Source organism: Nostoc sp., assembly GCF_036917975.1.
Lineage (GTDB): Bacteria > Cyanobacteriota > Cyanobacteriia > Cyanobacteriales > Nostocaceae > Nostoc.
In genome coordinates this window covers 200,801-214,934 of the sequence record NZ_JBALEJ010000014.1, presented here as the reverse complement: position 1 = coordinate 214,934, position 14,134 = coordinate 200,801, and the positions used below count along the sequence as shown (strand labels likewise).

The 14,134-nt window shown below is 41.4% G+C and carries 13 protein-coding genes; 5 read left to right on the top strand and 8 right to left on the bottom strand.

The window, feature by feature from the left end; genetic code table 11:
• Window positions 1-167: 167 nt before the first annotated feature.
• Together cls and V7K76_RS05720 are read right to left on the bottom strand one after the other, a co-directional pair.
• Window positions 168-1,610 carry a cardiolipin synthase gene (gene cls / locus V7K76_RS05725; RefSeq protein WP_334953844.1) on the bottom strand — a complete coding sequence of 481 codons (1,443 nt, stop codon included), beginning with the start codon at window positions 1,608-1,610 and terminating at the stop codon, window positions 168-170.
• 192 nt (window positions 1,611-1,802) lie between these two features.
• Complete coding sequence (locus V7K76_RS05720) at window positions 1,803-2,633, bottom strand: endonuclease/exonuclease/phosphatase family protein (RefSeq protein WP_334774807.1); 831 nt, start codon at window positions 2,631-2,633, stop codon at window positions 1,803-1,805.
• A gap of 188 nt (window positions 2,634-2,821) precedes the next feature.
• Between V7K76_RS05720 and V7K76_RS05715 the strand changes: the two genes are divergently transcribed.
• Together V7K76_RS05715 and V7K76_RS05710 are read left to right on the top strand one after the other, a co-directional pair.
• Window positions 2,822-3,019 (top strand): hypothetical protein, encoded by a 198-nt coding sequence (locus tag V7K76_RS05715; protein ID WP_334774808.1) that lies wholly within the window; start codon window positions 2,822-2,824, stop codon window positions 3,017-3,019.
• A gap of 67 nt (window positions 3,020-3,086) precedes the next feature.
• On the top strand, window positions 3,087-4,394 hold the full coding sequence (locus V7K76_RS05710) for an efflux RND transporter periplasmic adaptor subunit (protein ID WP_334774809.1): 1,308 nt from the start codon (window positions 3,087-3,089) through the stop codon (window positions 4,392-4,394).
• 107 nt (window positions 4,395-4,501) lie between these two features.
• Here the strand turns inward: V7K76_RS05710 and dapF are convergent, their stop codons facing one another.
• The gene (gene dapF / locus V7K76_RS05705; RefSeq protein ID WP_334774810.1) at window positions 4,502-5,359 is read right to left on the bottom strand and encodes a diaminopimelate epimerase; all 858 of its coding nucleotides are present in this window, start codon (window positions 5,357-5,359) and stop codon (window positions 4,502-4,504) included.
• A gap of 69 nt (window positions 5,360-5,428) precedes the next feature.
• On the opposite strand from dapF, the gene V7K76_RS05700 reads away from it, so the two are divergent.
• Entirely contained in the window at window positions 5,429-5,644 is a 216-nt protein-coding gene (locus V7K76_RS05700; protein WP_334774811.1) for an Hfq-related RNA-binding protein, read from the top strand.
• Window positions 5,645-5,718: 74 nt separating this feature from the next.
• Here V7K76_RS05700 and V7K76_RS05695 read toward each other — a convergent pair whose 3' ends face one another.
• Window positions 5,719-8,058 (bottom strand): cation:proton antiporter domain-containing protein, encoded by a 2,340-nt coding sequence (locus tag V7K76_RS05695; protein WP_334774812.1) that lies wholly within the window; start codon window positions 8,056-8,058, stop codon window positions 5,719-5,721.
• A 59-nt stretch (window positions 8,059-8,117) separates the two neighbouring features.
• Window positions 8,118-8,276, bottom strand: coding sequence for a hypothetical protein (locus V7K76_RS05690; protein ID WP_335029713.1), 159 nt, complete (start codon window positions 8,274-8,276; stop codon window positions 8,118-8,120).
• Window positions 8,277-8,532: 256 nt separating this feature from the next.
• Here V7K76_RS05690 and V7K76_RS05685 point away from each other — a divergent pair, with 256 nt between their 5' ends.
• Window positions 8,533-9,243: a class I SAM-dependent methyltransferase gene (locus V7K76_RS05685; protein WP_334774814.1), complete on the top strand. Its 711-nt coding sequence runs from the start codon at window positions 8,533-8,535 to the stop codon at window positions 9,241-9,243.
• 254 nt (window positions 9,244-9,497) lie between these two features.
• On the opposite strand, the gene V7K76_RS05680 is transcribed toward V7K76_RS05685, so the two are convergent.
• The 3 genes from V7K76_RS05680 to V7K76_RS05670 all read right to left on the bottom strand — a co-directional run bounded on the left by V7K76_RS05680 (window position 9,498) and on the right by V7K76_RS05670 (window position 12,521).
• The gene (locus V7K76_RS05680) at window positions 9,498-10,637 is read right to left on the bottom strand and encodes an NAD(P)/FAD-dependent oxidoreductase (RefSeq protein WP_334774815.1); all 1,140 of its coding nucleotides are present in this window, start codon (window positions 10,635-10,637) and stop codon (window positions 9,498-9,500) included.
• Between the two features lie 42 nt (window positions 10,638-10,679).
• The gene (locus V7K76_RS05675; protein WP_334774816.1) at window positions 10,680-11,573 is read right to left on the bottom strand and encodes an isopenicillin N synthase family dioxygenase; all 894 of its coding nucleotides are present in this window, start codon (window positions 11,571-11,573) and stop codon (window positions 10,680-10,682) included.
• A gap of 351 nt (window positions 11,574-11,924) precedes the next feature.
• Window positions 11,925-12,521 (bottom strand): Uma2 family endonuclease, encoded by a 597-nt coding sequence (locus tag V7K76_RS05670; protein ID WP_334774817.1) that lies wholly within the window; start codon window positions 12,519-12,521, stop codon window positions 11,925-11,927.
• Between the two features lie 818 nt (window positions 12,522-13,339).
• On the opposite strand from V7K76_RS05670, the gene cysE reads away from it, so the two are divergent.
• Complete coding sequence (gene cysE, locus V7K76_RS05665; RefSeq protein WP_334774818.1) at window positions 13,340-14,080, top strand: serine O-acetyltransferase; 741 nt, start codon at window positions 13,340-13,342, stop codon at window positions 14,078-14,080.
• The last annotated feature ends 54 nt before the right edge of the window (window positions 14,081-14,134 follow it).

Genomic DNA, 14,134 nt, shown 5'->3' with positions numbered 1-14,134 from the left:
TTGCCGGTTATTGAACCGGGGGACTTAAACCCACGGAATTTGTTAAAATAATTGGTAATTCGTAATTCGTAATGACGCTCTCTACGAGATGCTAAAAGCGTAGCTTGCTTCCCTGAAAGGGTACGCTGACTCGCTAACGTAATTAAGTTTTGTGAAAGTTTCTGACGTTAAAGTAAAGGAGTCAGCAATCGCGAGACTCTCACGGCTAACTTAAACCAAAAAGGTTTTTTATCGTACTCATTAAGATCAACAGCAATACAGACGGCTAAATCATCCTCTAACATCTTTTTCACACTTTGGACAAACTGAGGCTCGGTAACAAAACCCATAACTTCAAAGTTTAGAGAAAAAGAGCGATTATCTAAATTCACAGTTCCTACTCCTGCGAGATTATCATCAACTACGATGATTTTCTGGTGCATAAACCCATTTTTATAACGATACAATTTGATACCGATTGTTTCCATTTCGGTGTAGTAAGAGAAGGAACATAAATAAACAAATAAGTGATCGGGTCGATTTGGTAAGATGATTCGTACATCTACACCTCGCATTGCTGCCAGTTTTAAAGCCGACAATGTTGCCTCATCTGGCACAAAGTATGGACTAGCAATCCAGAGGTGAGTTTGAGCTTGATTAATTAGTTCGACGAAAAAAAGCTTACAAGCTGGCAAACGATCTGCGGGGCCTGTAGGAAGTATAAATGCAGTTTGATTAGTTTCCTGATTAACTTTTACCTGCCAATTAACTTCGATTAGTTTTCGAGTCGCCCAATACCAATCTCGCACAAAGGAATTTTGCAGGCTTTGTACAGTTGGGCCTTCAAGCATCATGTGGGTGTCGCGCCAGGGACTCAAGCGAGGATTTTTTCCTAAATATTCGTCACCAATATTCAGTCCACCGACAAATGCTATTTCTCCATCCACCACCAAAATTTTCCGATGATTGCGAAAATTAAATTGGAGCCAATTACCTTGACCTTTAGTGGTGTTAAATGCACTGACTGCAATTCCATGCTGTTGTAGAGACTCGATATAAGGGCGAGATAGTTTCTTTGAACCAATTTCATCGTAGAGAAAGTAAATGCTGATTCCTTGCTTGGCTTTAGCAATCAACGCTTCTTTAAACTCATTACCTGATTGGTCATCGTTAATAGTATAAAATTGCAACAAAATATAATTTGTCGCTGCTGCAATCTTTTTTAGCATTGCTTCATAGGTTTGCTGACCATTAATCAGTAATTCGGCAGCATTCCCTGATGTGAAGGAAATATCTGTAAAAGTCTCCGCTAATGGTTGTAATTCAGCGAGATTATCGGGTGGCGCAACTTGAAATTTAATCAGTTCGTTATAAGTAGGATGTAAAAGCTTGTAGTGTTGGGCATAGACTGAGCGCAGTGTTTCAGCATATCCATGAAATTTAGTTCTTCCTAAAATCCAATACAACGGAATTGCTAGCCAGGGAAAGGTAATTAGAGAAATACTCCAGGCAATTGCCCCTTGGGAAGAACGCACATTCATCACTGCATGGGCTGCATGTATAACTCCCACGAGATGAACAACAACTGTCGCTGTGCTAAAAATTGCGAGAACACTACTATCTACAAGCATCTTAATTTTTTTGAGTATTGGTAAGTAGGTGGATCTAAATAAATGTAAGATAGTTCGTCATTGCGTTGGCGTAAGCCTTCCCGCAGGGTACGAAGTGTTCGCGGAGCATCTGAGTTGCAATCGCAAAGACTGAGATTGCCACGCTTCACTTCGTTCCACTCGTAATGACATTTTATATTTAATTGCGTCTACTTACTTATAAGTAAATTCTGCCAGCAATGGTTTGTGATCTGATGAACAAATTTCGTCTAGCACTTTTGCAGTGGCTTTCTTCACACTAATATCTCGGTAAAAGATATGATCCAAAGGGGGTGATAATAGGAAGCGTTTAATTTTATCCTGATGATGAGGTGCGAAAACTACAGGTGTTAACCCTAATTTAGTTGTTACTTGATTGAGGATAACTGCTCTTTTTCGACTCCAAGTATTAAAATCTCCTGAAAATATTAGTGGGCCACGATGTATAGATAACGCTAGCTCTAATTCTTGAAGTTGTATTTTAAATTTATTTAAATCTACAAAATTTATCAAATGGCTATTGATTGTCAAGAGAGTTGTGCTTTGTTCTGATAGCAGATACTCAGTAATTAAAGAAATTTTAGGAGTTCTCACAATCGGCTCATGATGTTGAGTAGTGATAACTTTTTTGGTAATTGGACTGATTGTAGCTGCTGTCAAAATCCCCGAATAGGTTTGATGATGAATATCTACAAAGTTAGGTGCAAAGCTCCAATTCATTTTCAGCCATTTTCCCCATTCCTCGGCTTCTAATTTTAGAGAAAACTCTTGTAAAAATATTAGATTTGGTTGATAAGTATCGATGATTTTTAAAAAATCTTTTACCCAAGTTTTATTATAGTTTTGTTTAGCAATATTCCAGCTAAGAACTTTAATTGATTTACTATCAATTTCTGTTTGGAGGGAATTATTTTTATCAATTGTCAGTTCTTGCAAACGCAGAAATCTATAACCTGGAATGAATCTTGTAACAAGAGTATTTACGTGTTCTTGAATATTAGACATCACTAATATTAATATGGATTTATTTTAGCTTAACGGCCCCTTCGGGGCGGGGAGTAGGGAATCGGGAATCGGGAGTAGGGAATATATGAGCAAGGAAAAAGATTTAAAGCCTTAGTTCGTCCCCCTGCGCTAACGCCCCTGGTGGGCGATAAAATCCTTGTATCGCATATTGGTTGAAACCCCGCCCGATGAAAAGCCTGCTTAGTTTCTTCCCCACTGCCGACTCCCCACTCCCGACTCCCTTTCATAATAATCAGTCTTGCATCTTGACGGCGATTTATTTTGAGGGGATTCACCTTTCGGTAGATTTAGACAGAATCATCAAAACTGTATATTTGGATGGTGTAACACATAATTTGCTAGAAAACCTCATGCCAAATCAGTAATTTATAATCAACAGATAAAATTTTGATTGAATTCTAGTTAATTTGTTCCTTAAGTTCCTCATAAGCCATGACATCCCCTGAGCCTCAAACTGATTTTGGAGAAAAAGCTCCACAAACCTCATTTGAGCCACCTTCTGGAAAACGGCGGTGGTTTTGGTTATTTTTAGCAGCACTACTATTGTTAGGGGGCGGAGCAGCTATTGTTTGGCGTTTGCTCACTCCGCAACAAAATTCAGCACCCTCAACTGCTAAGATTCAACCTCAAGGGGTAAGAGTCAAAATATCGACAGTCCAAAGCGGCATAATTGAGGAAAGTTCAGATTTTATTGCTAGCCTAAAATCTCAGCGCTCAATCACGCTCCAGCCGAAGATTCAGGGTCAAGTTACCCAAATACTTGTCAAATCTGGAGATCCAGTCCCCGCAGGAGCGGCAATTCTCCAAGTAGATCGTACACCACAGGCAGCGATCGCTCTTAACAATGTGCCTCAAGCATTTTTATTGCAACTGGCAAATGCCCGCGCAACACTCAAATCTCTGGAAGCAGAACGGCCATCATACGTTGCAAATGTGCGATTGTACCAGCAGAACTATGAAAAGTTTGTCAACCTAGCTGAACAAGGAGCCATATCTCGACAGACTAGCAATCAGTTTGCTGATAGGTTCGCCAATGCTAAGACTAGTCTTGATGCAATTGATTCCAGGATTCAAGCACAACGAGCCATCATCTTGCAAGCTGAAAAATCCTTACAGCAAGCTAATATAAATCAAACACAGCAGATCCAGTATGACAAAATTACCGCTCCCTTTAGTGGCACAGTCGGTAATATCGCTGTGAAAGTTGGTGATTTAGTTAATACTTCGACACAATTAGTTAATATCACCCAAAATCGACCTTTAGAAGTGAATATCTCTGTGCCACTACAGCAAGGGGCCCAATTGCGTAAGGGAATGCCAGTGGAGGTTATGAATACACAAGGTCAAAAGCTGGGTAGAAGTAGGGTATTTTTCATCGCACCTAGCGCCAGTAATGAAACACAAACGATATTAATCAAAGCACTTTTTGATAACCCTAACGGTCAATTACGGGCAGATCAATTGGTAAGAGCTAGAGTATTCTGGAATCAGCGCCCCGGAGTTTTAATCCCCACAACAGCAATGACTCGTATCGCTGGGGACACTTTTGTTTATGTAGTTGAAACCGAAAAATCCCCCCAAGGTATATCACAACAAGTAGCTCGACAAAGGCAAGTGAAGCTAGGCGAGATCAAAGGTAATAATTACCAAGTTATCGAGGGATTACAGCCAGAAGATAAAGTTATTATCTCAGGATTGCTCAATCTTAGGGATGGTGTTGCGATCGTTCCAGAATCTTAATGAAGGGAGTGGAGGATGAAGGAGATGAGGGTTCCTCTGTGCCTCTGTGGTTTATTTATTGAACCGCAGAGGCACAGAGAACACAGAGATAAGAGAGGAAATAATTTTTACAATTTCCCTGTGAATACCCTCTCAGCTGGGCCTGTCATGTAAACCCTTTGGTCTACTTCTGACCATTCAATTTGTAAGGGGCCACCTGGTAATTCTATAGTGGCAGTGCGATCGCATTTTCCAGTTAACACTCCAGCTACTAAGGAAGCGCAAGCACCAGTTCCACAAGCTAATGTAATTCCAGCACCTCGTTCCCATACCCGCATTTTTAGATAGTCACGGCGCACTACTTGAATAAATTCGGTATTTATGCGTTGCGGAAAAACTGGGTGATGCTCAAATTTCGGGCCGATGGTTTCTAGCTCAATTGCTGCGACATCTTCCACAAAGGTAATACAGTGGGGATTTCCCATACTTACACAAGTGACATCCCAAGTTTGCCCCGCCACCTCCAACGGCAAAGAAATGACTTTTTCTTCAGCAGGTGCAAGAGTGGTAGGAATTTCGCCAGCGAGTAACCTGGGTAAACCCATATCTACCTTTACTTGACCATTAGGAAGGATTTGGGGAATCATCACACCAGCTAGGGTATGAATGCGATATGTGATTGAGGATTGGGAAAATTCTTGCCCAGTCACCAGTCTCTCTAAATCTGCTAAAAAGCCCGCTAAACAGCGAATGCCATTGCCACACATTTCCGGTTCGGAACCATCAGAATTAAAAATCCGCATGGTGTAATCAGTGCCGTTTTCACCAGGTAGGGCAAAAATAACACCATCAGCACCGATACCAAAATGGCGATCGCACAACTCGATCGCTTGCTCTGGGGTCAATACAGGTAAAGATGACGAGCGATTGTCAATCAAAATAAAGTCGTTGCCTAGACCATGATACTTAGTAAATTCGATTGCCATTTCTTCAAGGATGAATTATCAAGGATTAGTTACTCTTTATTTTGCCTTGTAGGTTCATCTTTACTAAAAATGCTTACCGAATTTGACACCACTTTACCCAGTATTAAACAAGTCCAAAACCTGATTAAACAAACAACGCCAGTAGAGTTAAAGCTGCTAACTCAGGATGTAATCACAGGAAAGGTTTTATGGCAAGATCCACAGTGTATCTGTGTTGTTGATGAAAACAGTCAGCAAACCATTATTTGGAAACAAGCGATCGCTTATATTAAACCCAAGAGTTAGTCATTTGTCCTTTGTCCTTTGTCCTTTATCCTTTGTCCTTTGTCCTTTGTGAATAACTAATGAATGACTAATGACTATTCTCGCCAATTATCTATAGGCAGGGACTCTTTGAGAATTTCTGCCTCACCAGCTTTCACTACTGGAACAGAAAGGGGTACTGAATTGGCGATCGCAAATAACTGCTCTAGTTGACTCAGACCTGACAAGTTACCACATAATAATACTTGGTCGCTAACTCGCAAATCCATACCGCCATCAGGATAGCGGATAAACTTGCCATCTCGCCGGATCGCCTGTACTTGCACTCCATATTGCTTGCCGATATCTAAATCTGCAAGAGTTTTACCTAGTGTTGGCGCATCTGCATTGACTGTAACCCACTGACAAGCACTATTTTCTCCGGGTACAGCCGCTTGTCCCTTGGCGAATTCTGCTAAAGCTGCCAGTTCTTCATCTGCTCCCACAACCAGCAAGCGATCGCCTTCTTCTAATTTGGTTTGATTATTGGGATAATCGATTTCATCGCCGTTAGCGCGGCGAATTGCCATTAAACTAGCTCCTGTTAAGTAGCGCATATCTGCTTCTTCTATGGTCATGCCAATTAAAGGCGAAGCATCTGGGAGAGGATACCAGCGCTGATTTAAATCGAGAGTTGCTTGGCGCAAATCACGAGCAACTTCAGTTGCAGAACGTTCTGGCCGCAAATCTAAATAATGATCGTTGCGGATTTGCTGCATTTCTCGTTGGACATCTGCTGGTGACAACAAGCCTAAGCCAGTTAATAAATAAGTTGCCATTTCTAAACTGGCTTCAAACTCTGGTTGCACAACTTCCCTGGCTCCTAATTGATACAGCACTTCAATATTTTTATCCTGGGTAGCACGGACAACCAAATCTAATTCTGGGTGCAATTCCAAAGCGCGTTTCAAGCAAAGACGGGTACTCATGGGGTCTGGGAGTGCGATCGCCATTCCTTTGGCATGATTCACGCCGGCAGTTTCCAGAACATGTAAACTCACGCAATTACCATATACATAAGACACCCCAGCCTCACGCAACTGCTGAATTCTGCTCTCCGATTGGTCGATTACTACCACAGGTAGGTGATGTTGCTGCAACAACTTCACCAAATTCTTACCCACTCGTCCATAGCCACAAACTACCACATGGTCTTTGAAGGGCAAATCTTCCGATACATCTAGCGCCTCATCTTCTTCTAAATATGGTTTCAACCAAGGCATTGATTCGGCAAAGTTAAATAAAAATGGCACTAACCGCAGTACAAAAGGAGTCAGCATGAGAGTGACTGCGGTGGTTCCCAAAATTAATAAGTATACTTGTCGCGACACCAGCCCCAAAGACTGCCCTTCACTAGCAAGAACAAAGGAAAATTCCCCAATTTGCGCCAGCCCCAAACCGGCGATTATGGCTGTTTTCAAAGGGTAGCGGAATAATTTCACTAGGGGCGTGATAATCAAAAATTTACCGACGAAAACTATTGCCACCAACCCCAAAATCAATTCTAGGTTGTTCCACAAAAACACTGGGTCAATTAACATCCCAATGGCGGCAAAAAATAAACTGGCAAAGATATCTCGCAGTGGTTCCACATAAGTCAGGGTTTGATCGGCGTACTCCACCTCAGAAATCATCAAACCCGCGACAAATGCCCCCATTTCAATGGATAGCCCCAAATGCTCTGTCAATAGAGCAATGCCCAAACACAGTGCTACAACTCCTAATAAGAATAGTTCTTTACTTTCGGTACGGGCTAACAGTCGCAATAAAGGCGGTATCAGCCAAATCCCCGCAGCGATCGCCCCAGCAGCAAATAAACCAATCAAAGCTAGCGCCGTTAGCACGGCGATACCAATGGTTTCTGCTGGTTGGTTGAGGGCTGGTAAAACTGCTAACATCAGCCCTAGTGCCAAGTCCTGTACTACTAAAATTCCCAGCATCACTTGCCCGTGGGGCGTTTCTGTTTCGTTGCGCTCCATCAAACACTTGAGAACAACGGCTGTGGAAGACAAAGACAGAATACACCCTAAAAACATACCTTTAGCAGGTAAAGTTCCCCAGGCTCCAGTTAACCCACAGATTGCAACTGTGACTAGAATTGTCAAAGCAATCTGGAGTCCACCGCCGCCAAGTGCGATCGCTTTTACCTTCTTGAGTTCCGCAAAGGAAAATTCCACACCCAAAGCGAATAACAAAAAGGCGACCCCGAACTGTGCCAGAGTCTCTACTTGAATGACTTCTTTAATCAATCCCAGTCCGGCTGGCCCAATGATCATGCCGCCAATCAGATATCCTAGCAGCACCGGTTGTCGCAGAAGTGCTGCCAACAGTCCACCACAGGCTGCAACGGCTAGAACTGAAACTAAATCAACAATTAGCCTAAAATCTTCTTGCACCAGTTTTAAAAGAACTATTAATTAAGACCTATTAATTTAGGATACAAAGTTTTATGGCCTCAAACAGCTTGTTTGGGAAAAGGGCATTGGGGATTGGGGATTGGGGATTGGGGATTGGGGATTGGGGATTGAGGATTGGGGATTGGGGATTGGGGATTGGGGATTGGGATTGGCGATTGGCGATTGCGATTGGCGATTGGGCATTGGGCATTAGACATCTCCGAAAAAGAATGTAGAGAGGTAGCAATGCTACGTCTCTACAAGAGTTCTGGATAACGCACATTTAATTTCTGGAGATGTCTATTGGGCAGGAGAGAATGATTTTACAGCTATTTTCAGGTAATAAATATAGCGGTTCTTAATTCCTACTCCCGCCCCAACGGGGCTTGGTCAACTTAAACAAAATTGAAATTTGCTCTGGCTCTCTCAACTGTGCTAGTATTGCTGCCTGTTATCCATCTACAGTATTTATCAATGCAGCCATCAAATTTGGAAATTAATAGAAACTTCTGGGACGAGTATGCTAAACAGTGGAGTAAATATAATTTTCAAATTCCTAACGATCAAATTTCACAGCCTGAAAAAGATTCTTCCATAAATTATTTAGGTGATGAATGGGGGACGGCAGAAGATGTGGAAGAAATTATTAGTGAATATATTTTCCCATTTTTAACTAAAAACAGCACAGTTGCAGAGATAGGTGTTGGTGGTGCTAGAATTGCAGCTAAAGTAGTTGAAAATGTCGAAAAGCTATACTGTTTTGATGTAGCACCAGCAATGCTAGATAAGGCGAAAGAAAGGATTGGACACTATCCTCAGGTTGAGTTTCATTTAATGGAAAACTCTGAATTTGAAGCCGGGTTGGGTGAAAAATTTGATTTCATATATTCTTTCGATGTTTTTGTACATTTGGATCTACCAACAATTTGGAAATATTTAAACAGTATTTATAAAATACTCAAAGAGGGTGGGAGAGCTTTTATTCATACCAGCAGTATAACCACACCAAATGGTTGGACAAGGTTTTGCAGCAAAGCAGATAGTGAACAATTGTATTATCCAACTTCACCAGAAGCAATTAAGTGGCTCATAGAAAAGGCAGAGATGACTGTGATTAAAGAGTCTATGCCAGATGGAAATAACTTTTATCTGGAACGTGATTATTTGGTGGTAATACAGAAATAGCTCAACTTTTGATCGCAAATCGTGGGTTATGCTCGAATACAATTATAACCATGCGATCGCCTCTCTTTCTACCCTGTAAATGCTTCTAATTCTCGCAAAGCCCACTAGTACCGCAAGGCGGAATTCAAAATGACGCTCGTAGACTCGCTAACAAAATTCAAAATTCAAAATGAATACAGCGTAAGGTTTTCAGGGACTTAGAATGGTATATATATTTACGCCGTGCTGTACTAGTACCGAAAGATTGCGGGCTTTCAGACTAAAATTTTTGTAATAATTTCATCTTTATTGCCAGTTGCAAAATTAGCAAAGTGCTTTGCTAAAGGTGGTACAACTACTAAGGGATTGCTAAATCCAGAGAAAATATGAACGCTTTCAAATCCTGGAATAGCACCAATTAAAGGGAGTCTATTATTACCAAATGCCACTAAGCAGTGATACCAAGTCCCTGGTAAATTCTCCAATGCTGGTAAAATTTGACCAGCACTTCTTCGCAACCATTTTTCGCTTACCTCTGAGTTTACATTGGCATGAGGATCTGCGATCGCACGGCTAATTTGACCGATGCGGATACTACCATCTTGAAACTGGATTGCACCCGCATCTAAAATTGGTGGTACTAACTCATTTCCAAATTCATCCCATAACGCATCAACTTTAGTCGATTCAGCTTCTAGTTGAAACCATTGCATATTAGCTGGCATAACTAAGGTACGTAACCTGACATCAACGGGTGGGGTTTCAATAATTTCTGCGTGGGTGAAATATAACTTAATGGAAATACCAGCAGATTTGAGAAGCTGGCGGCTGAGTCCACCTGCACAAATGACAACGTTAGCACTGTGAAAAGTTGCAGTGGTGGTTTTAACACCATCTTGTAATACTTGCAAAACTTGAGAAATCTGTATTTCACCCCCAGCCCGTTCAAAAGCTTGGATGTAGGCTTGTGCGGTTTTTTCTGGGTGAATATGACCGTGTTTAACAGTTAAAGCCCCAGATATCGCCTCTCGATTTAGCAGTGGTTCCAACTCACAAGCTTCTTGAACACTGAGTAAACGAGGGGGAATGGCAAAATGATTATATGATGCAGCAGTTGCTTCTGGGTCAGAATCGGCTGAAATAGTTAGTAATAAATCTAACTCCCGAAATTGGATATCAGCGTCTAACTCTTGAGCTAGGATATGGTAACGTGCGATCGCTTCTTCGCACAATAGCCGAGTTAGTGGTGTAGTACCCGACCAATAGGCAAGCCCACCATAACTAGAGCGAGTTGCATTCTGTGATGTACTATATTGCTCCAACAAAAGTACAGAAAGGCCAGTTTTAGCCAATTCATAAGCGAGTGCAGCACCCGTAATTCCACCACCAACCACAATCCAGTCGTAGGTTTTCATATTATTAAATGTCTTTCTTAATTACGAATTACGAATTACGAATTACGAATTAGCATAAGTTGCTTGTAAACGAGTTAAAAGATATTCTCCCGCAAGGATAGGGCGATAAATAGGCGATTGTTCTTTCTGGCAACTTTCCAGACAAGCAATTTCTGTATCATCATTAGGATGACAGAAAAAAGCGATAGAATATCGGGACTGGTTCACCTTATTATCGCTGGGAATCATCACTCGATGTTTGGTTGAGCAAAATATATCATTTGTCCACCGTTGCATTAAATCACCAGTATTGACTACTATAGTATCAGGAATTGCAGGTGCGGCAATCCACTCTCTAGAAGCTGTCTGTACTTCTAACCCACCAACATCATCTTGGAAAAGTAGGGTAATACTGCCATAATCGGAATGCTCACCAGCACGCACTTGTCCAGGTTTGGGTGGTATTTGTAATGGCGGATAATGTAATAGTCGCAAAGTATGATTTTGTTGATTGTGTCTGATAGTAAAATAATTTTCTGGTAATTCCAACGCCAAGGCATAAGCTTGTAATATCGTGTTGGCAAGTTGTGTGCAACTATCATAAAAGGTGACAATAGAAGCATCTATTGTTACAGCCGCTTGTTTGTTTACATTTAACGCCTCTTTCAAGTCGCCTGGTTTCTTGGGGTCAAGACATTCTCTCTCAATACCAACGTAACCCGTATTACTAAATTCATCACTCCAAGCTTGCTTTTGCTTAACTTCTAAAGGTAAATTAAAGAAATATTTGCTGTGATTGAATACTCGCTTGATTAGGTTTTGTGATATTCCCAAATTTTGCAAGTACATGAAACCAATTTCATGACAAGCTTGATAAATTCGTTTGATAACAACTTGCCGAGTTGCTGTATTACCATGAGTAAAGGCAGTTAAATCAATTACTGGAATAGTGACCATTGATATTTGTATCTTTTTTATAAGAAGAATTCAGAACTCAGGAGCGGAGCCGGAGACGCTCCGCCTCCGGTCAGAATTCAGTATGAATTCTGTACGACTGGGTAATGAATATTGGTTTAAAACCGTACAACTCTTAGAGACGCTACCGCGAACGTCCCGCTACGCGCTTTCGCCCGCAAGTGGCGCGAAACTAGTATTAACTTTTTTTACTCATTTAAAACTCTATCCCTTCCTTACGGGATGCTGCGCGTAGCTTGCTTCCCTGTAAGGGTACATGGGTAGAGAATTCTGAATTCTGTTAGCGCAGCGGGGCGTAGCCCATTCTGAATTCTGACTCCTTTTTATTTTAGTTTAGGTTACTTTAGTTATTATCTGACTATATTCAGTCACAGCATCATATTGGTCAGACATTCTCGCATATTGTGCTAATAAATCCAAATCTAAGTTAGGCAATAAAGTACTTTTAGAGACTTTTATATAGCTGTCACTTTGCAAACAATAAACTGATAATAAACCATCTTCCCAAAACCAAACTTCAGGTACTCGCAACCGTCGATAAATTTCTAGCTTATTAATTCCGCCACTCGTAACAGTTATTTCCAAAATTAAATCAGGAATAGATTTTTTTGTGCCTAAATTATAAGACTCATCTGGTTCTCGTCGAGTTTTGTCTTCCTGTTTACCTATAGTTGCACTTCCCCGTCCATAAAACCGGATCTTTTTCGTCCGCATATAGACTTCCAGCAACATCGCCAGAGTTTTTTTACTATCCTCGTGGTCGTCAGAAAGTGGGGACATAATTTCGAGAATATTATCTAAATAAGTTAGTCGCGCGCTTGTCCCTGCAAGGGTGACATCAAGCTGTTCTAATTGTTCCCAACTAACATTGTGCAGAAGAACATAGGAAGTCTTAGCAGTCGTAGGGTTTTCCAGGACAGGGGAAGACATAAGTTAAACCTACATTAGTGGCTTGTTTCTATCATAGAACTGAGATGCCATAAATCTAGATAATCAAGATTAATGTGCGATCGCGGCAATTATTCCGGCGTTAGCCGAGCTTACCGTTCGCGTAGCGTCTCGTTGGCGCAGCCTCTCGTAGAGAAGAGAAGTTATCGCTTTTGCTGTTCTACTTGCTGGACTCTCAGATCCCCGACTTCTCAAAGAAGTCGGGGATCTGAGTCTCTCGAATGATTTAGGACTGCTATATGAGAATATCTACCTATTATGCCGCTCTAAGATTTTGTGTTGGCTGTTCTCACACATCTATATAATAAAAAAAAAACAGTTATGATGAGCGATAACTATATTTTGAAACGTATACATACATACAGACACCAAATCCTAAGAGAAAATAAAGAAATCTGTATTTCGCCTATCCAAATAATAAGATAATAATAGTAATAGGAGATACAGAATATTGATTTATAGCCTCATCTAACTGATGTTTGAGTGCATCTGAGTACAGCTTAATATATTGCAAAATATCTTGATGAAATCTTAGCAAATGCTTACGGGTAAAGTTTCTTGTAGCGTGAACAGAAATTCTTAACCCCTGCCCCAAAAATACTAGTACCCCTATCGTTAAATACTAGCGCCCCTATCCCCAGACAAATTTTAAATTTATCTGTGGTAGGGGTTTTGGCGTTTGAGTACAACCTTAATCAATCCAATAAATCCAATCAGCACTGGGTTTTCTATCGAGTTGGATGTCACCTGATATAAGCATAAAAATAGCAGATGACTCTTTTACCAGATAGACATTACCGATGCAACAGTCTTTAGACAGTATTAGCGATCGCCAGACTACCAAAACGCAGGATTCTGCCCATACATCCATGCTGAAAAATCTCCTCTCTGGCGTTTTTTTTGAGCCATTATTGAGTGATTTTCGCATTATTTTTGAGCGCGATCCAGCAGCACGGAATTGGCTAGAAGTGGTGTTTTGTTATCCTGGATTGCACGCACTATGTTTGCATCGTCTTGCTCACTGGTTACATTGTCGAGGTGTGAGTTTTATCCCCCGCTTAATTTCTCATTTAGGGCGATTTTTGACAGGAATTGAAATTCACCCAGGTGCAGAGATTGGTCAGGGCGTGTTTATCGACCACGGAATGGGGGTTGTGATTGGCGAAACTGCGATCGTCGGCGACTATACACTGATTTATCAGGGCGTCACTCTTGGCGGAACTGGTAAAGAAACTGGTAAGCGTCATCCCACAGTGGGCAAAAATGCCGTGATTGGGGCGGGTGCGAAAGTTTTAGGTAATCTACAAATTGGCGATCGCGTCCGTATTGGCGCAGGTTCCGTTGTCTTGCAGAATGTCCCCAGCGATCGCACTGTGGTGGGAGTTCCGGGCCGAATTATTTCTCGGAACGATAACGCCAGCCTTTCTCCTTTAGAACATGGCAAGCTACCCGATGTAGAAGCAGACGTGATTCGTTCTTTGCTCTCGCGCATTGAAGAACTCGAAAAACAACTGCAAACTTTAGGCGTTAAGAGTCATTAGTTATTGGTCATTGGGCATTGGGCATTTGCAAAGGACAAAGGACAACTGACAAAG

What these genes read in the sequence shown, in the direction of transcription:
- V7K76_RS05710 (WP_334774809.1), top strand. Translation starts at nt 3,087, where the DNA reads ATGACATCCCCTGAGCCTCAAACTGATTTTGGAGAAAAAGCTCCACAA.
- V7K76_RS05685 (WP_334774814.1), top strand. Translation starts at nt 8,533, where the DNA reads ATGCAGCCATCAAATTTGGAAATTAATAGAAACTTCTGGGACGAGTAT.
- cysE (WP_334774818.1), top strand. Translation starts at nt 13,340, where the DNA reads ATGCAACAGTCTTTAGACAGTATTAGCGATCGCCAGACTACCAAAACG.
- V7K76_RS05670 (WP_334774817.1), bottom strand. Translation starts at nt 12,521, where the DNA reads ATGTCTTCCCCTGTCCTGGAAAACCCTACGACTGCTAAGACTTCCTAT.
- V7K76_RS05675 (WP_334774816.1), bottom strand. Translation starts at nt 11,573, where the DNA reads ATGGTCACTATTCCAGTAATTGATTTAACTGCCTTTACTCATGGTAAT.
- V7K76_RS05690 (WP_335029713.1), bottom strand. Translation starts at nt 8,276, where the DNA reads ATGTCTAATGCCCAATGCCCAATCGCCAATCGCAATCGCCAATCGCCA.
- V7K76_RS05680 (WP_334774815.1), bottom strand. Translation starts at nt 10,637, where the DNA reads ATGAAAACCTACGACTGGATTGTGGTTGGTGGTGGAATTACGGGTGCT.
- cls (WP_334953844.1), bottom strand. Translation starts at nt 1,610, where the DNA reads ATGCTTGTAGATAGTAGTGTTCTCGCAATTTTTAGCACAGCGACAGTT.
- V7K76_RS05700 (WP_334774811.1), top strand. Translation starts at nt 5,429, where the DNA reads ATGCTTACCGAATTTGACACCACTTTACCCAGTATTAAACAAGTCCAA.
- V7K76_RS05715 (WP_334774808.1), top strand. Translation starts at nt 2,822, where the DNA reads ATGAAAAGCCTGCTTAGTTTCTTCCCCACTGCCGACTCCCCACTCCCG.
- dapF (WP_334774810.1), bottom strand. Translation starts at nt 5,359, where the DNA reads ATGGCAATCGAATTTACTAAGTATCATGGTCTAGGCAACGACTTTATT.
- V7K76_RS05720 (WP_334774807.1), bottom strand. Translation starts at nt 2,633, where the DNA reads ATGTCTAATATTCAAGAACACGTAAATACTCTTGTTACAAGATTCATT.